The 26,616-nt window shown below is 46.9% G+C and carries 22 protein-coding genes; 11 read left to right on the top strand and 11 right to left on the bottom strand.

Features of this window, described 5'->3' with window-relative positions:
- Positions 1–21: 21 nt before the first annotated feature.
- The 4 genes from ACEW9O_RS00905 to ACEW9O_RS00890 form a co-directional block, all read right to left on the bottom strand.
- On the bottom strand, positions 22–1,110 hold the full coding sequence (locus ACEW9O_RS00905; RefSeq protein WP_373548230.1) for a PorP/SprF family type IX secretion system membrane protein: 1,089 nt from the start codon (positions 1,108–1,110) through the stop codon (positions 22–24).
- A gap of 125 nt (positions 1,111–1,235) precedes the next feature.
- Positions 1,236–2,270: a glycosyltransferase family 9 protein gene (locus ACEW9O_RS00900; RefSeq protein ID WP_373548229.1), complete on the bottom strand. Its 1,035-nt coding sequence runs from the start codon at positions 2,268–2,270 to the stop codon at positions 1,236–1,238.
- 70 nt (positions 2,271–2,340) lie between these two features.
- On the bottom strand, positions 2,341–3,018 hold the full coding sequence (locus ACEW9O_RS00895; protein ID WP_373548228.1) for a hypothetical protein: 678 nt from the start codon (positions 3,016–3,018) through the stop codon (positions 2,341–2,343).
- A gap of 117 nt (positions 3,019–3,135) precedes the next feature.
- A complete protein-coding gene (locus ACEW9O_RS00890) occupies positions 3,136–3,765 on the bottom strand; it encodes a hypothetical protein (RefSeq protein WP_373548227.1) in 630 nt (209 codons plus the stop codon).
- A gap of 475 nt (positions 3,766–4,240) precedes the next feature.
- Here ACEW9O_RS00890 and ACEW9O_RS00885 point away from each other — a divergent pair, with 475 nt between their 5' ends.
- Positions 4,241–4,930 carry an outer membrane lipoprotein carrier protein LolA gene (locus ACEW9O_RS00885; RefSeq protein ID WP_373548226.1) on the top strand — a complete coding sequence of 230 codons (690 nt, stop codon included), beginning with the start codon at positions 4,241–4,243 and terminating at the stop codon, positions 4,928–4,930.
- 138 nt (positions 4,931–5,068) lie between these two features.
- Positions 5,069–5,683: a superoxide dismutase gene (locus ACEW9O_RS00880; RefSeq protein ID WP_373548225.1), complete on the top strand. Its 615-nt coding sequence runs from the start codon at positions 5,069–5,071 to the stop codon at positions 5,681–5,683.
- 636 nt (positions 5,684–6,319) lie between these two features.
- Here ACEW9O_RS00880 and ACEW9O_RS00875 read toward each other — a convergent pair.
- A complete protein-coding gene (locus ACEW9O_RS00875) occupies positions 6,320–7,258 on the bottom strand; it encodes a hypothetical protein (protein WP_373548224.1) in 939 nt (312 codons plus the stop codon).
- 118 nt (positions 7,259–7,376) lie between these two features.
- Here ACEW9O_RS00875 and ACEW9O_RS00870 point away from each other — a divergent pair, with 118 nt between their 5' ends.
- Positions 7,377–8,084: a membrane or secreted protein gene (locus ACEW9O_RS00870; RefSeq protein ID WP_373548223.1), complete on the top strand. Its 708-nt coding sequence runs from the start codon at positions 7,377–7,379 to the stop codon at positions 8,082–8,084.
- Between the two features lie 159 nt (positions 8,085–8,243).
- On the opposite strand, the gene ACEW9O_RS00865 is transcribed toward ACEW9O_RS00870, so the two are convergent.
- The 5 genes from ACEW9O_RS00865 to ACEW9O_RS00845 all read right to left on the bottom strand — a co-directional run bounded on the left by ACEW9O_RS00865 (position 8,244) and on the right by ACEW9O_RS00845 (position 17,412).
- A complete protein-coding gene (locus tag ACEW9O_RS00865) occupies positions 8,244–8,843 on the bottom strand; it encodes a DUF1080 domain-containing protein (protein ID WP_373548222.1) in 600 nt (199 codons plus the stop codon).
- A gap of 120 nt (positions 8,844–8,963) precedes the next feature.
- Positions 8,964–10,136, bottom strand: a complete 1,173-nt coding sequence (locus ACEW9O_RS00860; RefSeq protein WP_373548221.1) for a M50 family metallopeptidase — start codon at positions 10,134–10,136, stop codon at positions 8,964–8,966.
- A 149-nt stretch (positions 10,137–10,285) separates the two neighbouring features.
- Positions 10,286–12,772, bottom strand: coding sequence for a gliding motility-associated C-terminal domain-containing protein (locus ACEW9O_RS00855; RefSeq protein WP_373548220.1), 2,487 nt, complete (start codon positions 12,770–12,772; stop codon positions 10,286–10,288).
- A gap of 264 nt (positions 12,773–13,036) precedes the next feature.
- Positions 13,037–16,342 (bottom strand): cohesin domain-containing protein, encoded by a 3,306-nt coding sequence (locus tag ACEW9O_RS00850; protein WP_373548219.1) that lies wholly within the window; start codon positions 16,340–16,342, stop codon positions 13,037–13,039.
- Positions 16,343–16,545: 203 nt separating this feature from the next.
- Positions 16,546–17,412, bottom strand: coding sequence for a helix-turn-helix transcriptional regulator (locus ACEW9O_RS00845; RefSeq protein ID WP_373548218.1), 867 nt, complete (start codon positions 17,410–17,412; stop codon positions 16,546–16,548).
- Between the two features lie 126 nt (positions 17,413–17,538).
- Between ACEW9O_RS00845 and ACEW9O_RS00840 the strand changes: the two genes are divergently transcribed.
- The 8 genes from ACEW9O_RS00840 (at position 17,539) to ACEW9O_RS00805 (ending at position 25,381) form a co-directional block, all read left to right on the top strand.
- Positions 17,539–18,432, top strand: a complete 894-nt coding sequence (locus ACEW9O_RS00840; protein WP_373548217.1) for a dihydrodipicolinate synthase family protein — start codon at positions 17,539–17,541, stop codon at positions 18,430–18,432.
- Between the two features lie 145 nt (positions 18,433–18,577).
- A complete protein-coding gene (locus ACEW9O_RS00835; RefSeq protein ID WP_373548216.1) occupies positions 18,578–20,026 on the top strand; it encodes an aldehyde dehydrogenase (NADP(+)) in 1,449 nt (482 codons plus the stop codon).
- 120 nt (positions 20,027–20,146) lie between these two features.
- Entirely contained in the window at positions 20,147–21,145 is a 999-nt protein-coding gene (locus tag ACEW9O_RS00830; RefSeq protein ID WP_373548215.1) for a 4-hydroxyproline epimerase, read from the top strand.
- 137 nt (positions 21,146–21,282) lie between these two features.
- Positions 21,283–22,530 (top strand): NAD(P)/FAD-dependent oxidoreductase, encoded by a 1,248-nt coding sequence (locus tag ACEW9O_RS00825; RefSeq protein WP_373548214.1) that lies wholly within the window; start codon positions 21,283–21,285, stop codon positions 22,528–22,530.
- 132 nt (positions 22,531–22,662) lie between these two features.
- A complete protein-coding gene (locus tag ACEW9O_RS00820; RefSeq protein WP_373548213.1) occupies positions 22,663–23,622 on the top strand; it encodes a YjgN family protein in 960 nt (319 codons plus the stop codon).
- A 9-nt stretch (positions 23,623–23,631) separates the two neighbouring features.
- The gene (locus ACEW9O_RS00815; RefSeq protein WP_373548212.1) at positions 23,632–24,741 is read left to right on the top strand and encodes a M48 family metallopeptidase; all 1,110 of its coding nucleotides are present in this window, start codon (positions 23,632–23,634) and stop codon (positions 24,739–24,741) included.
- Positions 24,742–24,764: 23 nt separating this feature from the next.
- Complete coding sequence (locus ACEW9O_RS00810) at positions 24,765–25,013, top strand: FUSC family protein (protein WP_373548211.1); 249 nt, start codon at positions 24,765–24,767, stop codon at positions 25,011–25,013.
- Between the two features lie 74 nt (positions 25,014–25,087).
- Positions 25,088–25,381 carry a DUF427 domain-containing protein gene (locus tag ACEW9O_RS00805; RefSeq protein ID WP_373548210.1) on the top strand — a complete coding sequence of 98 codons (294 nt, stop codon included), beginning with the start codon at positions 25,088–25,090 and terminating at the stop codon, positions 25,379–25,381.
- A 195-nt stretch (positions 25,382–25,576) separates the two neighbouring features.
- On the opposite strand, the gene ACEW9O_RS00800 is transcribed toward ACEW9O_RS00805, so the two are convergent.
- Complete coding sequence (locus ACEW9O_RS00800) at positions 25,577–26,416, bottom strand: hypothetical protein (RefSeq protein WP_373548209.1); 840 nt, start codon at positions 26,414–26,416, stop codon at positions 25,577–25,579.
- Positions 26,417–26,616 lie beyond the last annotated feature (200 nt).

Raw genomic sequence — 26,616 nt, 5'->3', positions numbered from 1 at the left:
ACGTCTATTGGCATACTAAATTTAAAGTCTTGGACACAAAAGTGAAGGTGGCACATTGGGCTTTTTGTACAACTTGATGATGTAGTTGGCCGCCAGTTCAAAACCACCTTTGATGCCCCGGGCGCTGGACAATTCGCCCAAACGCATGTCCCAGGACGCACCAATGCGCAGGTCTTTGTGGTCTACGCCCAACAGTAAGATGGCTGCATCCCCTACGCGGTAACCCAAACCCGCATTGAAACGAATGTCTTTGGTCCACTTGTAGCCACCCATTAATTCTGGTACAATCTCGGTAGAATTCGCTACCGACTGGAACAAAAGGGAGGGCGAAATGCTTATTTTATCGGTCAGGTTTTTGGTGTACAAACCATGAAAGATGGTTCGAGTTGGTTTTTTAACTTTGTTGGCCCGTTTACCAGTATCGGTGGTATCCCGATTGCCGAGGCCAAAGCCATATTCCGGGCCGTTGATGTGTGCTGCAGAAACCCCAAGCTCCAACAAATCACCTTCCTTATTGGTCGATTTGAACATCAAGCCAACTGAAAAAGTACGCGATGCCTGAGATTCGAAATAAGGGTTATCTGGATCACTAGAGCCTTGTCCGAAGCGTTGCCGATCAGAACTAATTTGTCCACCACCGCCACCAGGCCCCAGAATATCTTCTTCAAAACGCAAACTATCTGCCCGTACTGAATACTTGGTGCTCCCGGTTGAAATCCCCAGAGTCAAGTGTTGATCTCCTTTTTTGGTCAGTGCAAAATGGTAAGATGCGTTGATGGCACCTTGCTGCGCGGAGCCCAAACGAGAAGTACCTGCCCGGTCGCCATAAAATGAAAAGCCAGCGCCGACCCAGTCGTTGCGTTTTTTGCGAAAACCTTTGATGACCGGGGCATCAATAAAAAAGGAACGAGTGGAATAATCTTTGGGAAGAAACAACCACTGATCCCGGTAAATTCCACCGATCCTGGCAGTGCCAAAAAAAGCTCCGGCTTGGGCGGGGTTTAGGGTAAGGGGCGACATGTTGTACTGGGAAAAGTGAATGTCTTGGGCTCCCAGATGGACCGTAGTGCAAAGCAAAAAAAAGCAGCTCAGCCGGTAGAAAATTCTCATACGCTGGTTTTTAAACGGTAAGTTAGCGGTTATCTATCGACCGCACAAACAAATTAACGCAGATTCGCTGGAATTATGGATTGTGTAAAGCCCTTTTAGCGTTTTTTTTTATTTATTGTCACCCATCAGCTAATCTTGATAGGAATGAAGGGCTCGATCGCTAGAAAGATTTTTTCAGGGTCAATTTGCTCCATGCAATTAAAATGGCCCTTGGGACAGGCATCAAAGCCAATCTTGGAGCAAGGCCGACAGCTCAGGTTTTTTACCTCAACCGTAGTATTCTCATCCATCCCATCCGGGTAAAACGGAGTCATGCCAAATTCAGGGATGGTATTGCCCCACACCGAAACTATGGGCTTGCGCAAGGCCGCAGCGATGTGCATCAGCCCAGTATCGTGGGTGATAACTTGTTGGGCCTGGCGAACCAATGATGCCGATTGATGCAAGCTATATTGCCCACAAGTGTTGACAACGTGGGTTCCAGTAGCACGGGCAATTTGTTCTGCTGCCGGGCGATCATCGGGCCCACCCAATAGTAAAATCGGTAACTTGATGCCTTGGCATATTTCGATTAATTTATTGACGGGCAAACGTTTGGTAGCGTGGGCAGCGCCGATGACTAGGGCAATGTATTGACCTTGTTGCAGGGCATTGCGGAGTTCTGGCGAGAGGTTTTGGTCGGTAGCCAGATTGCGAAGGGGGAGTTCCTGTGCTTCTGGGATAAAATAATCCAGGCCTTGGCCGTCGTATTGAACGCCTAGTTTTTTGACCGTATCCAGATAGCGGTGGACGATGTGGGCGCGGGGCAATACGTTCCATTTAAAACGTACCATTAGCCATTTTTGTAAGTTGATTTTATCAAAAGAACGGTTGGCAACGCGCAACAAACGTTTGACTTGGAAACTGCGCAGGTTGTGGTGCAAATCGATCACCCAATCGTATTGTTCGCGTTTTAATTCCTGACTGATTTCACCGATTTTCGACTTAATCGCATAAACCTTGTCGACATATGGATTGGCGTCCAGGATGCTTCTGAATGGTTTTTTGGTCAAAAAATGTACTTCTGCCTGTAGTTGCTGTTTCAGACAACGCACTACAGGAGTAGTCAGCACAATATCGCCAATCGATGAAAAACGGATGATTAGAATTTTCAAGGGCACAGTGTACAGGTTTATGGAATAGGTTGCGGCAAAACTACTGAACTACTGAGAATTAAACCGTCAAATGAGATTAAATGATCTGCATCAATTCGTAAACTGGCAATAAACTTTCGCCCTGGTAATGTTTGCCTTCTTCCAGTCGCTCTCGGTGAGCAGCCATCAATTCATCATCTTTTTGCATAAAACCCCAAAGTGTCTTCACCACTTTGCAAAATCTTTCAAAATCGTGGGTAGCTGGCATATCCGGGGTGCCCAAGGCGCTGAGCAGGCGTTTGAAACGATCAAAATGATACAGGCTGTAGTGGTCCGGATACCGAAAAGCCAGGTACAGCGATACGATTTGGTAACCGTCCTGATGAAAATGTTTGCCTTCCCGGCTACGGGGGTGTTTTTCCAAAAATTCGGTCAACAATTCATCACAATAAAAAACAAAGCGCCCTACCCTGCCATCGACTTTTTTATTTTCATCAAAAAGGTCTTGAAACATCTGTTTGACAAAATCAGGCTGCATGCGCCAGAATTCCAACATCATCCGTTTGGGTTCGTAGTTCTCGCGGTTCCACAAACGGCGGGTTTGGGTATTGTTGAGGCTGCGATTGTACATCGACACTGGGTCGGTGGACTCCAAATTCCAGTTTTCTTGGAAGATTTTTTGCGACTCGTAAATGTAGAGGTGCTCCTCTTTGGCCTCGGAGGCCAGGTGCGTTTTAAATTGATCTAGTGCTTCTTGAATTTTTTTTAGTTGCATGGAAAAAAACGTTACTCGCCCGTTTGTCTATTGAACGAAAAAAATTGAACCCACAAATTTGGAAAAATTTTGAAAAAAGAAGCAGAAAAGATTCAGATTGTATTGATCCGTGGTGCATTAATTCATCGAATAGGTGCGTAAAAAGCGCCAGAGTCGATCGTAACGGTCGAGCACCAGTTCAGTTACCCCCAATTTTTTGAGTTGTTCGCGGTAAGCAGAGGCCAAACGTTCAAAGTCGGGGCGCAAGCTAAGGCGTGCAATGGCAATCGCGCGCATGCAACGGTGCAGTTGGTTGTGCAGGTAAAGGGTAGGTGTTTCCGGGTCGGTATTGTACAGATTGTCTACGTTTTCGAGGCGGGTGTAGCGCTCGAGGAAACTGATTCCTCGTGATAAAATCCCTTTTTGAATGGCGTTTACAGCTGGCAGGATATCGTCTTCACAACAAATTGAAAAGCGCTCAATGGGCTGCTCAAATAATTTGCCTAGTGGTGTAAACAAGGTGAAATTGTTTGATTGCAACTCGGGCAATCCTTGGGTAAAAGGATTGGCTAAGTCCTCCACGGCATCGTGCCTAACCGCCAGGTTTACTTCCAGAATCTGGATATTATCCCCTGGAATCCAATTCAATATAATGCATTGAAAGCCAGTTGGAGTAACCCGACGGAATTGATTGAGCTGGGGCACAAAGAAATAATCCCGTTCAGCCAGCCGTTTTTTCAACTCGTCCTGGATCTGATTTTTTAGCAAACTTGAGTGTTGTAAATGGAGACTACTCATGAGTAAGTTTAAATCCAAAACGAAGGTAATGCTAATTTTTTAAAGCTATGTTAACTGAGTGTAAATTTTCAGGTATATCCCCCTAAAATTTGCTTTAATATGCATATTTTCATGCATTTGCAGGCAAATAAAAAATTTCAATGCCATTTATTCTGAAAAATAGGGCCAAATAAAAAGCCAGGAGCGTCCCCCTGGCCACCTATAAAACCCGACTGTTATAAAATGCAAAAACTAAAAACAGGAAAAAAGACGACTGTAGTTCGAATACCTTATACTTTGATGAAACAAGCCAGTACTGAAGCGTTTGTACTCACTTTATCAAAACTTTAACTGGACAAAATCGTTTCTAAAATCAATTTTAACCGTCTAAATGGCGTTATCTGGCCGTAGAGACGCACGGCCGTGCGTCTCTACCATCCATGGGTTCACGTATTAATCTAAAAAAATGAAAAAAGTACTCTTGTTCAGCCTATTGGCCATAAACGTAAGCTTATTGAGTGCCCAAACCAAAACCAAGGTGGTCACTCCCCCCAAAGAAACTTCGGATCCAGCGACCAAAGTGGTACTGGAGAAAATGCGCTCCAAATACGAGGGCTACAAAACCCTTGAAGCTGATTTTTCACTGATTCTGGAAATGCCCGAACAACCCAAAGAAATTCAAAAGGGCAAACTCCTGCAAAAAGGCAACAAATACCGGGTGAGTTTCAATCAACAAACGGTGATCTCGGATGGAAAAGCAGTTTGGATCATCCTACCCAAAAACAAAGAGGTGCAAATCAACAACATGCCTGACCCCAACGACGATGAAAGCATTTTGTCGCCACAAGCCCTGTTTCGCATTTACCTGCGTAAAGACTTCCTCTATTCCATCACCAACGAATATGCCCAAGGCAAACGGGTGATCCAGGAAATTGAGTTCAAACCCACCGACAAGTATTCCGAATACTCCAAACTGCGCTTGAACATTGACAAAAAGACCCAGGAATTCATCGAGATGAAGGCTTTTGGGAAGGATGGCTCGCGGTACACCGTGGTCATGAACAATGTCATACCCAACAAACCTTTGGCGGACAGCAGTTTTGGATTCAACAAAGCCAGTTACCCGGGGTATCACATCGAGGATCTCCGAGAATAGCTATAAGCGGATTAATTTTAACAAGCAGGTTAAAAAAACGTCAAGTCTGGTGCTTTACGCTAAAACTCTTTACCGGTTAAAGCGTTTTTAAAGTACCTTTCGGTCGCAATTTTTAACCCATCAAAAAATCAAGCAATCATGGCTTTTGAACTTCCAGCGTTGCCCTATGCATTTGACGCACTCGAACCCAATATTGATGCACGCACCATGGAAATCCACCACGGTAAACACCACGCTGCCTATACCAATAACCTGAACGCTGCACTGGCAGGTACTGGACACGAAGGCAAATCAATCGAGTCCATCTTGGCCAATATCTCCCAGTTTCCTCCCGCTGTACGCAACAATGGGGGCGGTTATTTCAACCACAACTTGTTCTGGACCATCATGTCGCCCAATGGCAGCCCTACACCAGCAGAAGGCACTGCGATCCATGCAGCCATTACTGAGGATTTGGGTGGTTTTGACACCTTTAAGAAAGACTTCTCTGCGGCTGGCGCTACACGCTTTGGCTCCGGTTGGGCCTGGTTGAGTGTCGATGCCGATGGGAAGTTGTTCGTGAGCTCTAGCCCTAATCAGGACAATCCTCTGATGGATGTGGCAGAGAAAAAAGGAACCCCGATTCTCGGCATGGATGTTTGGGAACACGCTTATTACCTGAACTATCAGAACCGTCGCCCTGATTACATCGAGTCTTTCTACAACGTAATCAATTGGGAGGAAGTGAACCGTCGCTACCTCGCCGCAAAATAAAAAAGTTGAGAGGTTGAGAGGTTGAGAAGTTTAGGCTACCGCAGCGATTTTGACAATCTTCTTGTCTAAGTTTCTGCGGCAGCCTAAACTTCTAAACTCCTCAACTTTCCTCAACCTTCTCCAACTTTTTTTCCTCCCTCATATACTATTTTTTTCTCCCACCACGTTTCTCCCTCTACACACACCTACAATACACGGTGTGACCATTCAGGTGTACCTATCGCTTGTATTTTGACTTCACTACCGCTGACACTGACGTTTACCCTACACTGTATGTTCCAGCTTAAATCGTTTCTTTTTTACCCAAAACCGTCTCCCATGATCATCGCAGCTTTTTGCCTAGTTTTATTTCTCATTTTTGGTTCTAAGCTATTAGAAAGAACCTAAACACTTGTTTTAGAACAAATTGATAAATTAAAAAGGCCGCGCTCTTCAGACAGAGAACGCGGCCTTTCCATTGGTATCCGAATTTTTTAGAGCTTGTTTAAATATTTTTGTTTTAGGCGAAAATGAGGCTAATTTGGGGTGAATGAGGCACGAAAAGCGGAGTGTAGCAGCGCTACATGAGCATTTTCGGAACGAAATTCACCCCAAATTGGGCCATTTGCAGCAAAACAAAAAATTTTAAACAAGCGCTTAGTCCATTCCCAAATCCTTCCGCAGGGGTAGATCTTTCAAGTTGTTTTTTTGCCAATAAGCCTCTAGCAAAGTATGGGTTCTTGTAGCAATGGTTTGGCGCATTTGTTTATCCAACAAAGCCGGATGACTGTCCATCCAACCCTCGATCAGGAAAGGCTCTTTGTCCTGATAAACGATCTCCAGCTTGCGTTCCAGTTCCGGAAAATTGAGTTGGTATACCTTTAAGTTGTTTCCTTTAAATTCTTTGCCCTCGTAATTTTCCAGCTTTGCTTCTGCAGTATAGGCTTTAAAAGGTTTGTGCATCAGGCGGATGTACATGGTGCTGGGATAAACCTGCACCGTACCCAAAGGCAAAGCATCCGGCCCCATCCGCAGGCGTGTCCATACTTCATCTTCCAACAGGGCTTGTGGTAAACTCAGATTTTGATCCGCTTCGTTTTCAAAATAGGAGCGCAATTCTACCTTGTAATTTTCTTTGTCCGCATTGATTTGCATGAAGGTTTGGCCGCACCAGTCCTGGCTGCTGCTGGTCACTTTAAGCGAGTGAGGGAAACGTTTCAACTCCTCGGGGGTAAACACCGAAGTCATCACCGAATAGTCATAAATCCCGGTCGTGAAGCGTTGAATGTTGTTGAGTTTCAGTACAGTCGTGGAGTTCTTTTTTTGCCCTTGGTCATTTTTGACTTGTTTGTCGGTCAAAAAAGGCTCGGTCACGAATACCAGGACGGCCTCTCCCGGGTGGAGGTCGCGGTAGCGATTTTGAGATAAGGTATAGTGGTTGATTTCTGCCTTGCCTTCAAACCAGTAAGGACCTAAGCCAATTTTTCCTTCTTTTTTTACCGTACTCGATTTGGCTGAAAGGTCCTGCCGCCCCAATTGAGGCATACAAGTGAAAAAAAGGGCCATGAGCACCAACATCCATTTCATCAATTTCATAATGCTTATTTTGTATAGAAACAGCGGAAGTTCAGTTTTGCTTAAAAAACATTAAATTAAGCTACTATTTTACATTGTGAATGTCATAGACAAATGGTTTCACCCAAAATATACTCCGATGAAATTTATGTTTTCTCTCTGCATCGCCCTGGGGCTGGGCGCATTTTCCTGGTTTAGTCCCAAGTCCACCAGCAATCAAAGCCTGGAAGGTGCCTGGGACACCGGGCAAGGGGTAGTGATTTGCACCCCCACGTACTTGGCTTGTACCGATTTTTCGGTGCCCAACAAAAAATTCAAAGGCAGCTGGGGCGGGACCTACACCTGGGTCAAGGACAGCCTCAAAATCAAAATGGAATTTTCAACTTACGACAAGGCTTCGGTAGGTAAGGAAAAAGTCTTCCTGGCCAAATTGAAAAAAGACCTGAGCCTAAAAGACCCTGCCACCAAAACCGAACTAAGTTGGAAAGCCATTCCCGAAGATGGCCCCGCTGCCCTCGCCGGCCTCTGGCGCATCACCGGGCGCATGAACAACGGGCAACTGAGTGCTATGCCCTTAGCCGCGCGCAAAACCATCAAAATTTTCAGCAAAACCCGCTTCCAATGGGCGGCCATTAATACCCAAACAGGTGACTTCTCCGGTACTGGCGGCGGATCTTACACCCTCAAAGACGGCAAATACACCGAAAACATCGAGTTCTTTTCCCGCGATAGTACACGTGTAGGCGCATCCCTCGGCTTTGACGCCCTGGTGGAAGGCAACAAGTGGACGCATATGGGCAAAAGTTCAACCGGGAATCCGGTGCATGAGATTTGGGAGAAACAATAAAGTGAAAAGTGAAAAGTGAAAAGTGAAAAGTGAAAAGTGAAAAGTGAAAAAAATGCACTTCCCTTTTCATTCCAAATTTTAAGCAAAAAAATTGTACAAAACAGTTGAAAGGCTGCTGGTGTAAAAGCTTTTCACTTTTCACTATTCACTTTTCACTCCCTAAGGCAATTGGGTCAAGCGGAATTTTTTCCAACGCACCTTAATCCCCCCACCATCGTGGATTTGCAGGGCGATGAACCCTTCGCCCTTGCCAATTTTTTCGTCTTTGAAGTAGATCATCTGCTGGCCATTCAGCCAGGTGGTGACCTCATCGCCGATGACCTGGATTTTCATTTGGTTCCATTCGCCAGTTTTGAGGGCTTTTTCGGCTTCGGCAGTGGGTTGGATGAGCCAGCCACGGCCATAAGATTCGTACACGCCGCCGCTGTGGCTATTTAGTGGTGCCACTTCGACTTGCCAGCCGCTGATCTTCACACCCTCAATGCTGGAGCGGAAAAAGACCCCGCTGTTGCCGTTGGCTTCTTGCTTGAATTGCAGGCTGAGCACGAAGTTTTTGTATTTGCCAGCCGTGGAAAGATAGCCGTAGGCTTTGTCGGGGCCACTTTCACAGATCAGTTCGCCTTTTTCAACGTACCATTTTTCAGTACCATGGATGTTCCAGCCACTGAGGTCTTTGCCATTGAAAAGCGATACTTTTTTTTGTGCGGTAGCCAATAGTGGCAAACAAGCGATGCAAACGAGTAGGTAAGTAAATTTCATGAATGAAAGAGATTGTAAGTAAGGAAATGAATTGGATAGGGCAACCCTATTCACGGGTGAATATAAGTGGGAATGGGGGAAAAAACAATCTTTAGATTTATCCTTCTGAATACATTTCCCTTACCCAGTATACTTCTCCTCCAACACCTCCAACCACCCCCGATAAAATCGATCACTATACTTCAACAGATTCCCCGGCAAGGCCGCCAATCCGGCCTCAATCGCCGTTTTAGCCTCATTCAAATTCCCTTCGGCATACAACAAAGCCGCCTTCGCCAGCAAAGTATGGGCATTTTTTCCGCCTTGTCCCAATTTGCCCATTTTCTCCCAAATGCTGCGTGCCTGAACCGGATCATTTGCCAAAAAGGCATAGGCAAACACCAGGTCTTTTTGCAACTCCACCCGAAAGGTCAGCGGTTGATCTTCCAGCAAAGGTTCCATTTCCTGAGCTGCGGCGAGTGCTAATTCCTTTTCATCCCGATCCAAGCGGTGATAATAGTTCATTGAAAGGGCAAAAGCTTTCATCAAATCTGAATCATCTGTTTTGATCAGCTCGATTTGAGAGGGGTCAATATTGGAGTAGGGTTGATTGGAATAACTGTGCGCCAATACCTCTAATACTGCCTGCTCGATGGCCGCCGTTTTACCCCCACCAATCAAACGAAAAAAGCGCGCCCGATCGGTGAAAAAAGCGCCAGTACGGCCAGGAATGGTGGTAGCCAGAAACAAAAAAAAGGAAGTAAGCGCAAATATGAGCGAAAATACGAGCAAGGCTCTTAAGCCAGCATTGGACCCTGCGGCACTCAAATTCATGGTCACGAAAAACGCAGGTACGCCTACGAATAGTGCACCACCGATACTTGTCAACGGCCCGGCAGCCACTACAGCCGCCAGTTTTTTGACCAAATCAGGTGATTTTTGGGTGGGTAAAGTAGCGGCTACTCCGCCAAAAAGATTGGCATCGCGATTGAAATACCACTCAATTTTATCATCCAAAGGATTGCGGCGAACACCCAAAAAACCTGCTACATATAAGTGGAAAGTAAAACCCTGGAATAGTCCTGTCAGCAGGTGTCCCAACTCATGCGCAGCCAAAGCCGCCCAAATGGCTACAAAAACCAGGACTAATTTTAGCGGGTTTTCCCACCAAATGCCCCCGCTGCCTTTCAAGTTTTGGAAGATGAAGTCCGGCGTCCATTTTATAACCCCATACGCGAGAAAGAAGCCCACCGCAGCGCCTACTGCGCCACCGATGAGCAGTTGTATCGTTTTGTTTTGTTTCTTTTTAGCCATAAATTAGCAAATGCCAGTTTTGGCAAAAAGTTCATATAACATCAAGCAATTTATAGCCAATTGCTATTCCAATTTCCCCTTTAGCAAACAAGCCCTGCAAGGGCGACATCTCTCAAGAATGGGCAGCGCCCTTTTTTTGAATGACTCCCTTACTTCAACAGCACCGCTTCCCCACTGTACGATTGCAGCACCTGATCCTCGGTTTCCAGCTCCGCTATCCACACAAATGTACCCGGCGGCACTGCCTTCCCGCCATACGTACCATCCCAACCAATGGCTTCATCGTTGAGGGTGCCATTGCTGGCTTCGTACACGAGGTTGCCCCAGCGGTCAAAAATGCGAAACTGCACAATTTTCAGGTTCTTTTTGCCCAACAAATAAAAGCGGTCATTTTTGCTGTCGCCATTGGGAGAAAAGGCTGTTGGTGCATAAACCTGGTCTTTTTTAACCACAAAAACATTGAACACCGCCTGCGAGCGACAACCATTTGCACTCAACACCTGAACCTGGTATACGGTACTGCGCGTAGGGTTCACTTGAATGCTGTTGCAGCCATCACACGCAGCAAGATTGGTGCCCACCCATTGCAAGGAGGCCAAGCCTGTAGAGTCACCCAGAACTGCGGTCAATTGTAGGGAATCGCCCGGAGTGACTTCGTTGGTAGGCGCAGTGATGCTCACCTCGATGGGTATAGATGCCAGAATGGTCAAGCTGGTATCTCCTTCACATCCAGCAGCGTCTTGTACTTTAATGCGGTAAGTACCCGGCGCAAGGTTGTTGAAATTGCGTTGGCTAGCAAAAGTGCTATCCCGTAAGGAAAAAGTATAAGGCGCTACTCCCCCACTCACCAATTCGATGCCAATGCTACCCCGACCATCAGTGGCACATGGCGGCTGCTTCAAATTGATGCGATCAAACTGAGGGCCATCGGTATTGCCGCCCAATTGAAATGAATCGCTAAAGGTGCAACCATTATTGGCGTTACTGAGTACCACATTGTACTGTCCAGGAGTATTGACTTGTATTGTCGCAGCCGTATTTGCACCACTTATTCCTTGGCCTGACCAGGAATAAGTCACACTCGGCAACACATCCACAGCTAGGGCAGCCGTAGGATTGGCACAAGAAAAGGGCGTTTGTACCTGGATTAAACTGAAAGGGCGTAGCGTATCCGATTCCACCGTAGTGGTCAATCTTAAATCGCAGCCATTGACCGTATCCACCACCAAAAAGGTGTACCGCCCACCACTAAAAGCCGTAGTGCTCGCGTTGCGCGATAGGGTATCGAGCAAAGAAGGGGAAATCCAAAAGGTTTCCACTCGATTGGAGTTGACCGTAGCCCTCAATGCCGTGCTGCGGTTGATACAGGTAATTTTGCCCGTGGTATCCAGCATAGCTGAAGGTCGCAAGGTATCAGCGCTAATACTGGTGTCTTTACTGGCCTGACAAGCGTTGCTGGTACTGCGCACACTAAGCTGGTACGAGCCAGCCGTATTGACACGTAAGAATGAATCCTGACTAACCGTTCCTCCCATGCCATTGCGCCAGGTATAACTCAAGTTTTTGCTAGTACTGCTCGCATTCAAGAGTACCGATTGGGAGCGGCAATCCAATTGCCCTTGTCCACTCAGTTGAATGCTTGGTGCCAAGGTATCTACCACTACGGTAAAGTCGGCGTTGTTTTGGCAGCCATTGCTGGGTTGTACGACGATCAATCGATAGGTGCCTCCCACGTTGGTGGGTGCCAATGGATCAGGTAATGTATCGTTCTGGGGAGTAATCCAATAATATTCCAGGGTGTTGTTGACGGGCGAAAACCCCAACTGCACCTCTCGGCGCAAACAATTGATGCTATCTCCACGCAGGGTAGGTGCTACTGGTTGAGTTTGATCAAAACCGATCACAATGTCCAGTGGAACGGAGGCACACAATGAATCCGTGGTGGCAATCACCTGATAGCGCCCAGGGATAAAAGCGGTGTCTCTGGCCAGGGTAGAACTGTAGCCATTGGGGCCGCTCCAAGCATAAGTAGCCAATGAGTCAGAAGACTGAGCATCCAAAAAAACGAAAGGGTCCCGACAAGTAATGGTATCTGGTGTGGCCTGTACAATGGGTAAGGGTAAAATCTGGATGGTATTGCCAATCAGCACCGGAGGGAATTCCCGAATGTTGTTACCAACTTGATTGTACTGTGCGACTACTGGCGCCGTTTGGTCTCGAGGGTTCGTCACAAAACCCAAAGTAGCAGGATTACCCGGTTGTAAAGCTACCAAACGAAGCACAAAAATTCGGGTGGTATCTGGCAAGGTAGAAAAAGTGCCATCCGATTTAAACCAGGCGACGTTCACCCGCGTGCCTGACGCTGGAGCTGCAAAATCGAATTCGGTTCGGGGAAAAATACTATTGCTGATGCCCAAAAAACGAAACTGTCCAGGAGCCCAACTTATCGCAAATTGAAAACCCGCTACACGCCTGAAATGAACAGTGCGAACGGGTATCTCGATGGTGTCTCCCACGCAGACTTTGCGCGAAGTCAAAATGAAAGTTGTAGAATCAATCGCTCCTTGAGCGTAGCCCGCACTGTAGTTGAGTAGTGTAAACAGTACCAACAGTGCCAAAATGTATAATTTTCCCATACTTCCTTGAGGATTTCAAGGTTTAACCAGAATCCCAAAGCTAAATTTCACCAAAGCGACATTTTATTATCACAAAGAAAAAAACAAAGAGGACACAAAGAACACAAAGCTAGCTGTTGACGAAGGTAACCTCTAAATGAAAGATTCTGTCAACGTCTAACTTTGTGTCCTCTGTGCCCCTTTGTGCTTTCTTTGTGAAACAAAATAGTCGCTTTAGCTTTTTAAAGCTTCGAGATTCTGACCAAACCCCGAAATGCACTATGATTATTTCGTCAAAATCACCTTATCCGTCAATACGCCATAAGCGGTCAGGATTCGATAGTGGTAAACGCCATTTTGGCCCAAGGTGTTGCCATTAATTGTCCATTCTTGAACTCCTGCTGACAAATTGCGGGCTTCGCGGTATACTTCACGACCAGCAGCATCGATGATCGACAAAGTGGTGCGTGAATCCGTAGGCAGTTTGAAGCGAATCAAAGCCTGATCGCTGAATGGGTTGGGTTGTACGCCCAATGCTTTGATGGCATTGCGTTTGCCCAAATCCACTTTGAGTGCAGCATCGGTGTAGCGTGCTTTGATGACCTGTGCCTGCCCAGCCTGATTGACGGCCATGCCAGCAAATCCTTGTTGGTTGAGCCAGATTGCTTGAGCTACTTCACCTGCTCTGCGGGTGTTGAACGTAAGCCTGAACAATACGGGATTTTCGGCACTGCGCAAAGATGCTCCGGTTTGATACCACAGCGTTGGAATATGGCCCTCAGCTACGGCATTCAAATTGAAAGTATTGCGGTCTACTCCGGGCACATCACCCGCTTCTACCCCTACAAAATCGAGGGTTTCGCGGTCAAAGCCCAGATCGAACTGATACCCTGCATATTTACCCAGATCGCTGGCGCGTACATCAACTACCAGTTTTTCGCCGTAGTCAAATGCGCGGTTGGCCATCATGATTTCCATGGGCTCTTCGGCGCGCAACTGGGCATCTTTGCTCAGGTTAACATCACCTACTTTGATCCCAATGAAGTCATTGTTCAGGGTGTCCTTTTTCAAACCCGTAAAGGAGATCGAATCTGGGAACGGAACGGTCAATGGATTGGCCGCACTATCCGGAAACTTAAAGCTCACTGGCACAAAGCGCCAGGAGGGGCTATTGGGGAATGAATCCAGCGCACCCAAAATCAAACGACGGATGTCTAAAATGTCCGCTACAGTAACTGTTCGAGAACGGTTTACGTCGGCAGCAATCCACTTGTAAGGACTGTCCAAAGTGTCTTTGGCCAGAATATGTCGCTGAATCAACACGACATCCAAAATGTTCACCCCACCAGAATGGTTAGAATCCAAAGAGGGCCGAATGGTATGGTTCCGGTTGTAAACCAAGGAATCGAATGCATATTCGCCAGTGATCCCAGTAATGACCGAAGCCAGACTATCCGGACTGATGTCAACGGTTACAAATTTAACCGCAGTACTGTCCTCACGGTAAATTTTTCCAGCTATTCTAACTGGCCCAGTGGTATCTATTGGCGGAACTGTTGTTGTGTCTGGACATACTACTCCGTCGATGGTCGTTGGAATAATTTCGGTCAAAGAAGATTTGGTCGCAATGATCTTGGATGGTTCATTTTTGAACTGAACCGGGATACATTCTTTACTTGCCGAATCTCTACTGATTTGTAAGGTAAAGATGGTCGTGCTATCCGCCAGGGTTACACCATTAGACTGTGCGTCAAACCAATTGACTGTACGAACAGTAGAAGAGAACGCAAAATTCTCTACACCTCTGAGCGCCGCTGTGTCACTGATGAATCCAACAAAAGTGGCCAGACTATCCGGTATCGAGAGCGAGAACTGAAATCCTTGTACCGCGTCGAAATTAAGTACTTTAACCGGCACAGTGATGGTGCTGTCGGTAAAGGTCACTCCACTCGTGTCTATAAAGAAGGTGAGCGAATCGACTGGGATCGGAGTAATAATTGTGTCTGTTCCCAGGATTACTTTGAAGATACAAGAGTCAATAACCTTGTTGGCACTTGTATCCGTAAGAACGTACCTGATGCTGGTTGTACCCACTGCCAAGGTATCACCAGGCTCATAGTTGCTACTCAGTACCGCGGTGGTACTATCACAACCACTTGAAAAAGTAGGCGCGTTCCAGGTTACTACCGCCGAGGTTTGACCCGCAGGAGCTACCGTTATAATGTCAGTGGGGCAAACCGTAAACCCAACAGTTTGGGTACTGTCGATGAGCACTACGATGGCAGTCCGTTCCGTACTGGCACAGGTTGATGTCCCTGAAGAATCAATCGCTTCAACGTAGAAGGTATCTGCTTTTGACGGCTTAAAACTCAGCGTATCGGTGGCCAGCGGTGTACCTCCAGTAGGCACATCATACCAGTTGACGGTAAAAGCAGAATCTGCTTTTACGGTGATAACAGGCAGGTCTGTTGCTGAACATGCTCTGATGGTATCCGCCTCAATTTGAGGTTTGGGTGAAGAAGAACCAATCACTACGGTACGCGTTCCTTCACAGCCACCCGTGGTGTCCTTAACCATTACGGTATAGGTACCAGGGCCGAGCCGTACCGAATCAGTAGTAGCACCAGTACTCCAAATATAACCAGCACCACCTGAAATCGTCACTAAGGTGGAATCTCCATCGCAAATGCTGGTTTCGCCAGAAATGGTAACGCCTAACATGGGTTTCACTGCCAGCGCAAGTTGTACCAGACTATCACAACCTCCTTCCGTAAGCAGATTGACAACGTAAGTACCGGCCTGACGGAATACATTTTCACCCACAGTGTAGGTTTGTCCTTCACAAATGGTAGTATAAATTACGGTATCGCGTGGCGCAGTGGAAGTAGCTCTTACTCTGGTCACGATAATAGTGCTATCACATCCGCCAGCAGTCACCAGCTGAGTAGTGTCGATACCAATCGGACCAATACAAACGGCAATGGTACGGTTAATTACTGTATCTCTACAGGTAGGTGGTAGAGGTGGTGTGATGGTATCAGCAGTTATTTCAACCGATCCGGCCTCACCTTTGAATTCACGCTTCACACCTCTTGGGTTCAGTACCAGGGTGGTGTCAGTTGTGGAAAAGGTGATGGCTGAAGTACCGACTTTCAACGGTTTAAAGCAGAGTTGGTACAGTGTAGTACTGTCAGGAATTGTCAAGCCCGCAACACTATCAGGTCTGGAATAGACCAGAGCGATTGAGCTCCCATTGGGTTGTAGATTAAAATTTTCTTCCGTGAGATCGGTCAAGGCACTATCAGGGGCGATCTTAACTTGTTTGAATTGTAGAAAGGAAGTGTCGAATTTCACTGTGTACTGTAGGGCGGAAATGGTGTCGAAGTTAACGGAAAGGACGTCTACACAAACCAATGTGTCGATTAAACGGGCTTTCACATTCGCTACACTTACCGGGAAGGCCGTGCTATCAAGGGGCATAAAAAAGCTCAGATAGCCCGGCGGCTTGATAGGGTGGTTTTTGGGGCCATCCAGGGCAGATAACTGCCAGCAAAGCATGCTGGATAGCAAGAGTAATAAAACTGTTCTCATATGTCAATGGTTTTTTGCAAGGTTATGGGGGCTATGCCAATGGCAGTAGGACATAGCATGTTTGTGCTAATTCTTGCTTATGCTTCGTGGAATTTTTTTGGCTGGAAAAAATAGAAAAAGTGTCAGGCAGGCTGGATTTAATGAAATGTTAACGTCGTCATTTGTGTGAAAAGTATCTATGTATCGTAACAATTTTTACAAAATCATCGAAACTTCTCTTTTCGCCAATCATTGGGTCTTTGCCCAGTGACCCGCTTGAAGGTGCGGTTGAAATGAGGAATATTGTTGAAGCCCGTTGAATAAGCGACCTCCGCCACAGTACGCTGCTGTTCCTCTTTGAGAATCCGGCATGCAGCATTGATGCGGATTTCATTGAGAAAAACGGTGAAGGTTTTGCGGGTATGTTTTTTGAAATAACGGCAAAAAGCGGGTGGGGTAAGGTGGACTTGCGCGGCTACTTTTTCCAGATTCAGTTCATCGGCATAATGTTTGAGCAAATATTGGAATACAGCGCTCATCCGTTGGCCTTCACTTTCCGAAATAACAAATGGTGTTTGTTGACTCAGATAAAAAGGATTTTTTTCGGCATGTAGACACTCTAGTAGTTCTAGAAAAAAAGCCACCCGTTTCAGCGTATGAGCAGCCTGAATCCACAACATCAACTCAATGACCCGGGCTTTGGTGCTTTCGCCTACCTTAATTCCACGGTCGAATCCACTTAGCAATGCAGCCATTCCGCTCAATTCAGGAATAGCTTCTAGCGTTTTACCCATTTTGATTGGATCAAAAAATAAGGTGAGCGCATGAATCGACAACTTGGAATCTGCTTCAAAATAAACCGGATCGCTGTTGAACAAATGAGGCTGGTTGGCCCCAATCAAAAAGATAGCTTCTGCCTCAAAACGATGCACCTGCTCCCCTACCAGCAAATTGCCGTTCCCTTCCCTTATCCAAGTAATTTGTATTTCGGGGTGCTGGTGTAAATGGGGATAAAAATGAGGTTCCCGATCCTCCTGCACAATGATGGACTGTTCTCCACTCACGGGAATGGTAAAAGGGATAATTTTCAAGACAAAACGTTTTTTGCCAGTAAAATACAGTTAAGGAAGGATATTTGGTTAAAAAAAGTTAGTTTTTAGCAAATCTACATCAATCCCCCTATCCTTTCGGCCACTATTTTTGTCAAAAATTACCACATGAACGCATTTGAATGGAAGGGCGTGTTTCCGGCGCTTACCACCAAATTCAATAGTCAGGATGAATTGGATTTGCCATTGTTCGCCAAAAACCTGCAAGCACAGGTAGATGGTGGCGTAAATGGCATCATTTTGGGCGGCTCCTTGGGTGAAGCCAGCACCATCACCGAAGCCGAAAAAGAAACTTTGGTCAAATTTTCGTTGGAAAAACTGGAAGGCAAAACGCCAGTCGTGCTCAACATTGCCGAAGGCTCTACCCGCGAGGCAGTGCGCCAGGCTCAATTGGCCCAACAGTGGGGTGCCGATGGCCTCATGCTTTTGCCCCCCATGCGCTACAAAGCCGACGACGGCGAAACCACCGCGTTTTTCCGCGCCGTAGCCCAGTCTACCGACCTACCCATCATGCTGTACAACAATCCAGTGGATTACAAGATTGAAATCACGCTGGACATGTTTGCCGCTTTAATTGAAGAAAAAAACATTACCGCCGTCAAAGAGTCGACTCGTGATGTTTCTAATGTGACTCGACTGGTCAATCGCTTTGGCGATCGCCTCAAAATCCTGTGTGGAGTAGATACCCTGGCGTTGGAAGAACTCGTTTTGGGTGCCGATGGTTGGGTAGCTGGCTTGGTTTGTGCCTTCCCAGCAGAGACCTGCACCATTTATCGACTGGTGAAGGAAGGAAAGTTGGCCGAAGCCTTGACCATTTACCGCTGGTTCTTACCTTTGTTGGAGTTGGACCTCCACCCTAAACTGGTACAGTACATCAAACTGGCTGAACAAGAAGTGGGGATTGGCTCCGAATACGTACGCGCCCCCCGTTTGACACTAGAAGGTGCGGAAAGAGACCGCATTTTGAAGGTGATTCGGGATGGAATCGCGGCAAGACCATAAGTTCTAGTTGAGAAGGTTGAGGGAGGTTGAGGAAGGTTGAGGCTGCCGCAGAGACTTAGACAAGGACATTGTCAACATCGCTGCGGAAGCCTCAACCTTCCTCAACCTTCATCAACCTTATCAACTTCTCCTCAACCACCAAACTATGAACAAACAAACCATGCAACAAGCCGCCACGGCTTTCCCCATTTACAGCAAAAAAAGCACTGCTGAACGCGCCGAATTTTTGGAGCGTATTGCCAGTGAAATTGAGGCTTTAGGCGATACCTTGATTCAGACCGCCATGGCCGAATCCAATCTGCCTGAAGCCCGTTTGCTCGGCGAACGTGGCCGTACGGCCAATCAACTCCGGCTCTTCGCCAATCTGGTGCGCGAAGGTTCCTGGGTAGAAGCCGTGATCGACAGCGCCCAGCCCGAAAGAATCCCCCCTCGCCCCGATTTGCGCAAAATGCTCAATCCACTGGGGCCAGTGGTTGTTTTTGGTGCCAGCAATTTTCCCCTGGCCTTTTCTACTGCCGGAGGAGATACGGCTTCGGCCTTGGCTGCTGGTTGTACCGTGGTGATCAAAGGGCATCCCGGGCATCCCAAAACTTCGGCCTTGGTCTTTAGCGCGATGCAGGCAGCGATTGCCGCTTGTGGCATGCCTGAACATACCATTCAGCACGTGGAAAGCACCGATTTTGCCATCGGCAAAGCCCTGGTGCAAGATCCGCATACCAAAGCGGTTGGTTTCACCGGCTCTTTTGGGGGTGGTATGGCGCTGGTTGACTACGCCCGGGAACGCAAACAACCCATTCCTGTTTTTGCCGAAATGGGCAGCATCAATCCGGTGATTTTGTTGCCTGAAATCCTCTCCACACAACCCGAAGCGCTGGCCAAACAACTGGCTGCTTCTTTTACCTTGGGGATGGGGCAGTTTTGTACCAAGCCCGGCTTGATCCTGGCTCAAGACTGCGAAGCACTTGACGTTTTCCTGCGCACCATTGGCCACGAAGTGCCTGCTTTACCAACCATGCCAATGTTGCACGCAGGTATTCATGCGGCTTTTCAAAAGAACTTGAATACCGCCCTGGAACAACCCGGCCTGGGTGTTTTGGGCAAAACGGAAAAAGAGGTGACTGGCATCGAACCAACGGCAACCATTGCCCTGGTGGATGGCGAGACTTTTTTGGCCAACCCCAAATTGCATGAAGAAGTTTTTGGCCCTTATGCCTTGGTGGTAAAGTGCCAATCAAAAATACAAATTGCCCAAATTCTGGAGCATTTAGAAGGACAACTCACCCTAACCTTCATGGCCACCGAGGCTGACGCATTGGCCAATGCCGATCTGGTGGAGCTGGGCCAAGCCACAGCGGGCCGGGTGATTTTTAATGGGGTACCTACGGGGGTTGAGGTCGTGGCTTCCATGCAACACGGTGGCCCTTATCCGGCTACCACCGATAGTCGCTTTACCTCAGTTGGTTCCGACGGCATCAAGCGTTGGGCTCGCCCGATTTGTTATCAAAATTATCCAGCTGCCTTATTGCCCATGGAATTGCAAGACAATAATCCACTGGGGATTTGGAGATGGGTAGACGGACAATTTATAAAGTGAAAAGCGAAAAGTGAAGAGTGAAGAGTGAAAAGCAGATACACCAACCGCTTTTCATGGTGCAAATGAATTTCATTACTCTTCACTCTTCACTTTTCACTCTTCACTTTTCACTCTTCACAAATGAGGACTTTCTTCTGCATTGACGCCCATACCTGCGGCAACCCGGTGCGCCTGGTCGCTGGCGGCGGGCCCCAACTGGAGGGCAAAGACATGAGTGAAAAACGCCAGCATTTTCTTGCCGAATACGATTGGATTCGCAAGGGGCTGATGTTTGAGCCACGGGGGCATGACATGATGAGTGGCAGTATTCTGTACCCACCGCACGACCCCAAAAACGACGTGGCGGTGCTCTTCATCGAAACCAGCGGTTGCCTGCCCATGTGTGGCCACGGCACCATTGGCACCATTACTGCTGCATTGGAACATGGCTTGATCAATCCCAAAACGCCGGGCAAAATCCGTATGGAAGCGCCCGCTGGGTTGGTCGAGATCACCTACGTACAAGAAGGCAAAAAGGTCAAAAGTGTCCGTTTGACCAATGTAAAATCCTTTCTGGATGCCGAAAAACTCCCGGTGGAATGCCCTGGTTTGGGCCCAATTACCGTGGATGTGGCTTACGGAGGAAATTATTACGCGATTGTGGATGTGCAGGAAAACTTCCCCGGCCTGGAGCATTACCCTGCCGAGCAGTTGGTAGCCTGGGCACGTGAATTGCGCAAACGCATCAACGCCCAGTACAGCTTCGTGCACCCGGAAGACCCTACCATCAACGGTTGTAGCCACATCCAGTGGACAGGCAAAACCATTAACGCCAATGCCACCGCCCGCAATGCGGTTTTTTATGGCGACAAAGCCATCGACCGTTCCCCCTGCGGCACGGGTACTTCGGCGCGGATGGCGCAGTGGTACGCGCAGGGCAAGTTGCACAAGGGCGATGAGTTTGTCCACGAAAGCATCATCGGCTCCCAATTCATTGGCCGTATTGAAGAAGAAACCAGCCTGGCGGGCAAACCAGCTATTCGCCCCAGCATCGAAGGTTGGGCACGGATTTATGGCTACAATACCATTAGCATCGATCCTGAAGATGATCCGTATGCGTATGGGTTTCAAGTAATTTAATGGTTGAGGGAGGTTGAGAAGGTTTAGGAAGGTTTAGGCTACCGCAGCGACTTAGACAAGGACATTGTCAAAATCGCTGCGGTAGCCTAAACCTTCCTAAACCTCCCTCAACCTTCCTCAACTTTCCTCAACTAAGAATGAAAACAGCAATAGTCATCGGCGGCGGCATCATCGGCCTTAGTTCCGCCTACTACCTGAGCCGCGCGGGCTGGCAAGTAACGGTCATCGACAAAGGGAACCGCCGCAACAACTGTTCTACGGGCAATGCCGGATACATTTGTCCCAGCCACTTTGTGCCCTTGGCTACGCCGGGGATTGTGTCGCAAGGTCTGAAATGGATGCTCAATTCACGCAGTCCATTTTATGTGCAACCGCGTTTGAGTTGGCCACTGATTCAATGGGGCATCCAGTTCATGCGCAGCGCTACGGCTCAGCACGTGCAGGCTTCGGCACGGCCCTTGCGGGACATTGCCTTGTTCAGCATGGCCTGTTATGAGGACTTGAAAAAAGAACCTGGGTTCGACTTTTTTTATGCCCACGACGGCATGTTGGAAGCGGTACAAACGGCTGAAAACGTCCACCACGCCAAGGAAACCGCTGCCATTGCCCGCGATTTGGGTCTCGACGCCGAATGGCTCGACAAGGACGGCGTAAAAGCCATCGAACCCGATGTGGAAATGAACATCCTCGGGGCCACCTGGTTCCGCTGCGATGCGCATTGCAATCCCGAACAATTGGTGCAAAATCTGGAAGAATACCTGCTAAAAAATGGGGCAGAACTACAGGCAGATAGCGAGGTGACCGGCTTTACCAAACAGAACGGGGTCATTACTCAGGTACAAACCGATAAAGGAACGCATAACGCCGATTTGGTGGTATTGGCTACAGGTTCCTGGAGTCGGGAAATGGCGGCTAAACTGGATTTGAGCTTACCACTGGTCGCTGGCCGGGGATATTCTTTTTTGGCCAATGCCTCCGATTTCCCGTTGCGTCGCCCGGTGATCCTTACCGAAGGGCGGGTGGCAGTAAGTCCTTTTGAAGAGCAGATTCGTTTTGGCGGCACCATGGAAATTACCGCCATCAACACCCCACCGCGTTACAAACGAGTGGAAGGCATCGTACAATCCGCACGGGAATTTTTCCCACAATTGAAATTGGAACAGCCCAAAGCAGAGGATATTTGGTACGGCTATCGCCCTTGCTCGGCGGATGGACTGCCTTACATTGGGCGGCTACAAAAAACGCCAAATGTGATCGTGGCCACTGGGCATTCGATGTTGGGTTTGAGCCTTGGGGCGGGTACGGGTAAGTTGGTGGCGGAATTGGCGGAGGAAGAAAAGGTGAGTGTGGATTTGGGGATGTTTTCGCCGGAGCGGTTTGGGTGAAAGGCTTTTTTTGATTTGATGCTTTATTGATAGGATAAATTTTAATAGTAAACTACTTGCAATCATTATACAACAAAGCTATATTTGTTGACAAATGGATTAGATTATACATTTAAAACCTAAAATAGAATTATGGAAACTATTGATGAACAACAACGCCAGTTGGACTTCTGGGGCGAAGGCTCCAAGCTCTTTGGTATTTTTATTGTGAACATGTTGCTGACCCTTATTACCCTCGGGCTATACTACCCTTGGGCGCGTGCTGCAACAATGAAATACCTTTATCAGGAAACTGAGTTTGAAGGCAGCAGGTTCACTTTCCACGGCACTGGAAAAGAAATGTTCCTCGGATTTATCAAGGCATTAGGCATTTTTGGCGGCCTTTATTTGATTTTATTTCTATTTATGTGGGTGGGAAATCCATTGTTCACACTTTTGGGATTCCTGATTTTCTTCACTGGTATATCGTTGTTAACGCCCATAGCCATTCATGGCGCGCTCCGCTATCGGATGTCGCGCACGTCCTGGCGGGGAATTCACTTTGGCTATCGCGGAAATCTTTCTGAACTGATCCGCATTTGTATCATTGGCTTTTTGCTGACCCTGGTTACTTTTGGCATTTACAGCTTTTGGTTCGAGATGAAAGTACGGCGCTACTTGATCCAAAACATCCGTTTTGGCAATGTGCAGTTTTCTTTTAGAGGAGATGGCACCGATTGGTTTGGACTCAATCTGGCGGGCTATTTGCTGACCATAATTACCCTGGGAATTTATAGTTTCTGGTGGATGAAAGACCGCCTGAAGTTTCAATTTTCCAACATCCGTATTCACCAGGACGATTCGACGATCAAGGTCAAAACAAGCTTCACTGGAGGAAATTATTTTGGTTTGGTCATTGTCAATGGCATTTTGATGGCGATTACCTTGGGGCTTGCCACACCATGGATCATAATCCGCAACATCAAATACATTTTTGACAACATCGTGCTGGATGGCGCATTCAACCCTGAAGCCATTCAGCAAACCGAGGAAGACTACCGCGATGCCACTGGCGATGATTTGATGGATGCATTGGACATGGGCATGATGTAATCGTTTGATATGTACGAATACGAAGTAAAATATTACGATGGCCAATCTTCTCGCAGCAGGAATGCTTTTCTCCTGCTGCGAGACAGCCATTGGCAACTGATCTTTCGGGATGAAAACGGTGAAGAACAGTCCACCCGTTGGGAAATTGATCAGATCAAGCAAAATGATACAGGGAGTGCGCTAAATACTTTCCATTATGGCGATTTTCCGCACCAAAGCGTTGAAATTGAAGACCCCACGTTCATTGATGATTTAAAGCAAAAATATCCGAACCTGGAATTTGTCAACAAAAACTACCATCGTGTACTGACCGGAGGCTGGAAAGTGATGGCTGGTTTGGTGGCATTGACGGTCCTCTTGTTTGCCTTGTTTGCCTTCGTGATCGTACCCAACAGTGCATCTTTGATCGCAGGGCAAATACCCCGTAGTTTTGAGACCAAGCTGGGCGAGAATGCCTATCAAGTTTTTATGACTACCGCTCAGGAGGATGCTAAACGTTCTCTTCTCGTCAATCGTTTTGCGCAGCAGGTAGATTTTGAAACCGACTATCCGATCAGGATTACCGTTGTTGAGTCTGCCGAAGTCAATGCATTTGCCTTACCGGGTGGCCGCATTGTCATTTTTTCAGGCCTGCTGGACAAAATGGGATCTGCCGAAGAACTAGCCGGCTTGCTGGGACACGAAGTAGGACACGTGAAGCTCCGCCACAGCATCAAAGCGCAAATGCGCAGCCTCTCGACCTACTTGTTTGTTTCCTTGCTCCTGTCGGACGTCAATGGCGTCACCGCAGTACTGATGGACAATGCCAAAATGCTCAGCAACCTGAGTTACTCCCGCAAATTGGAGCACCTGGCCGATGAAGAGGCATTGGCCGTGCTGCAAAAAAACCACATCTCGCAATCGGGCCTGGTTGATTTGTTCCGCACTCTGCAAGGCGAAGCAGGAAAAGAACCCCAGTTCCTGAAGTTCCTGAGCTCACACCCCCTTACGCATGATCGATTGGATTTTGCCAAAAAAGCAGCGGCAAAACAGCGAGGGGAAAAAGAGAATCTGGAATTGAAGGAGATTTGGGAGCGCATTGAAACCGAGGGGAAAAAAGAATCGAAGCTGCCTGGCTAATTTATGGTAAAAAACAAACACAAATGAGCAAAGAAGAACTATCTCAATTAAGCGACGAAGAGCTGCTAGAAGCAGCAAAAGCGAACAAGCCATCGCCCATGATCGATGCATTTTTCATTGGATTTTTAGCCGGAATAATAGTTTACAGTATCGCTGCGAACGCTTGGGGTTTTTTCACATTGATTCCTTTGTATTTGATTTATCTTTTTTTGAAAAAACCAAAGCAATATGAAGCGCTGAAGAAAGAATTGAAAGAACGAAATTTACAGTAAATACATGGCGAGGTTTGAGGGGCAACATTTACCAGAATTGAAAAAACAGCACTTAAAGCTTTAAATCCTTATCTATGCACAAAGCAATTTGGAATAATCAAATCATCGCACAAAGCGACAAAACAGTAGTAGTCGAAGGGAACCATTACTTTCCAATGGAATCCGTCAGACAAGAATTTTTAAAAGAGAGTAGTCATCAATCACGTTGCCATTGGAAGGGGCTTGCTAATTATTACTCGTTGGAAGTCGATGGCAAAATAAATGAAAATGCAGTTTGGTATTACGCCGAGCCATCAGAAGCGGCAAAAGAAATTAAAAATCGTGTTGCTTTTTGGAAAGGTGTGCAAATCATTACGGAGGTAGAATGATAAGCAATCAGTCACAAGATTAAAATAAGATGGTATTTACAATGGCAGTCGTAATGACTAAAAAGCAAAAAATTATCAAATCCAAGAAAAAAGATTGGATCAGCAATGCCTTTAAAAACAATATCTAAAACTTTCTTGAGGCATGTCTGCCTTCCTGTGTCAATGAGCGAATCTTGAAAATATCACTACTTGTTTTTAATCCACCCAATACGCATCCAACAACTGGAAACCAGATTCAGGGTTTAATGCTTCGTTTAACCAGATTAAAAAATAGAACGGTTTTCCATTCCGATCTTTCAGCTCCGTCCATTTACCATCTCTAAAGGTAAGTGCGGTGATTTTATAACATTGATCATCTGAGCAATCTAACCCTGTCAGTTCTTTGTTTCTTTGGACTAATTTTTTTAAAATTTCCGTCGAAAAACCGCTGTCAATCACTAGAAAATCAAGGCATTTATCCCCGTTAACATCACCATATCTGAGGCCAGTTACATCTTCAACATTGGTAAATACCTGTAAACTGGTGTCTTGCCCAGTGATTGCAAAAACAGGGTAAGAAAGTACCCGACACATCCTCCCTATACAATTATTCATGGGTACACCCAATCGATAGATAAACTTGCTGTGGTTGAACGTAAACTCAGCATTTTCCGGGAACTCCATATGAAGCTGACAATGCCCCGCCCATTTATGACTACCAAATTGTAAAACACTATTGCAACTATCCGCTGTATTCTCAAAAGGGCCCCTTTTTTCCCAATCATAATAATGGTAGTATTGCCTAATGTCGCCTAGTGTTTTAACGATGCGAAAGTTGTTATTGCCCAACGCAAAGGTATCCGCGCTGCACAATGGATCAGTTTGCGCATAGGTGATGTCCGAAGTTTGGACGAGGCTATCGAGGAATTTTTCAAGTGACTTGTGCCTGGTAAAGATTAGTGGCGGTGCGGGAGAATCGGTGAGTAGGCCCTGTTTTTTGGGTTTCTCACAGGCAGTCAGAAAAATGAAAATAAACAGGAAAAGATTCTTTGCCATGACATTAGTTGAAATTGAATTCTGATTTTTTTGTATTAAATATCAATGGATTATCATGTTTTTTTGTAACTATTTAGCGCCCGAAGGGCGCGACATATATTTGGGTGCTGCAAGCAGCACGAAGTTCATTGAAAACATTGAGTTGATGCTTACGACAGGTACTAATGAAGCCTTGAATTCGGGCATAGGTTTCAGCACCC

The sequence above is a fragment of the Haliscomenobacter sp. genome (assembly GCF_041740695.1).
Lineage (GTDB): Bacteria > Bacteroidota > Bacteroidia > Chitinophagales > Saprospiraceae > Haliscomenobacter.
This window is presented reverse-complemented; position numbering and strand designations above follow the sequence as displayed.

Coding starts and splice junctions, on each gene's coding strand:
- ACEW9O_RS00905 (WP_373548230.1), bottom strand. CDS start 1,110: ATGAGAATTTTCTACCGGCTGAGCTGCTTTTTTTTGCTTTGCACTACG.
- ACEW9O_RS00895 (WP_373548228.1), bottom strand. CDS start 3,018: ATGCAACTAAAAAAAATTCAAGAAGCACTAGATCAATTTAAAACGCAC.
- ACEW9O_RS00885 (WP_373548226.1), top strand. CDS start 4,241: ATGAAAAAAGTACTCTTGTTCAGCCTATTGGCCATAAACGTAAGCTTA.
- ACEW9O_RS00880 (WP_373548225.1), top strand. CDS start 5,069: ATGGCTTTTGAACTTCCAGCGTTGCCCTATGCATTTGACGCACTCGAA.
- ACEW9O_RS00875 (WP_373548224.1), bottom strand. CDS start 7,258: ATGAAATTGATGAAATGGATGTTGGTGCTCATGGCCCTTTTTTTCACT.
- ACEW9O_RS00870 (WP_373548223.1), top strand. CDS start 7,377: ATGAAATTTATGTTTTCTCTCTGCATCGCCCTGGGGCTGGGCGCATTT.
- ACEW9O_RS00865 (WP_373548222.1), bottom strand. CDS start 8,843: ATGAAATTTACTTACCTACTCGTTTGCATCGCTTGTTTGCCACTATTG.
- ACEW9O_RS00860 (WP_373548221.1), bottom strand. CDS start 10,136: ATGGCTAAAAAGAAACAAAACAAAACGATACAACTGCTCATCGGTGGC.
- ACEW9O_RS00855 (WP_373548220.1), bottom strand. CDS start 12,772: ATGGGAAAATTATACATTTTGGCACTGTTGGTACTGTTTACACTACTC.
- ACEW9O_RS00850 (WP_373548219.1), bottom strand. CDS start 16,342: ATGAGAACAGTTTTATTACTCTTGCTATCCAGCATGCTTTGCTGGCAG.
- ACEW9O_RS00840 (WP_373548217.1), top strand. CDS start 17,539: ATGAACGCATTTGAATGGAAGGGCGTGTTTCCGGCGCTTACCACCAAA.
- ACEW9O_RS00835 (WP_373548216.1), top strand. CDS start 18,578: ATGAACAAACAAACCATGCAACAAGCCGCCACGGCTTTCCCCATTTAC.
- ACEW9O_RS00830 (WP_373548215.1), top strand. CDS start 20,147: ATGAGGACTTTCTTCTGCATTGACGCCCATACCTGCGGCAACCCGGTG.
- ACEW9O_RS00825 (WP_373548214.1), top strand. CDS start 21,283: ATGAAAACAGCAATAGTCATCGGCGGCGGCATCATCGGCCTTAGTTCC.
- ACEW9O_RS00820 (WP_373548213.1), top strand. CDS start 22,663: ATGGAAACTATTGATGAACAACAACGCCAGTTGGACTTCTGGGGCGAA.
- ACEW9O_RS00815 (WP_373548212.1), top strand. CDS start 23,632: ATGTACGAATACGAAGTAAAATATTACGATGGCCAATCTTCTCGCAGC.
- ACEW9O_RS00810 (WP_373548211.1), top strand. CDS start 24,765: ATGAGCAAAGAAGAACTATCTCAATTAAGCGACGAAGAGCTGCTAGAA.
- ACEW9O_RS00805 (WP_373548210.1), top strand. CDS start 25,088: ATGCACAAAGCAATTTGGAATAATCAAATCATCGCACAAAGCGACAAA.
- ACEW9O_RS00800 (WP_373548209.1), bottom strand. CDS start 26,416: ATGGCAAAGAATCTTTTCCTGTTTATTTTCATTTTTCTGACTGCCTGT.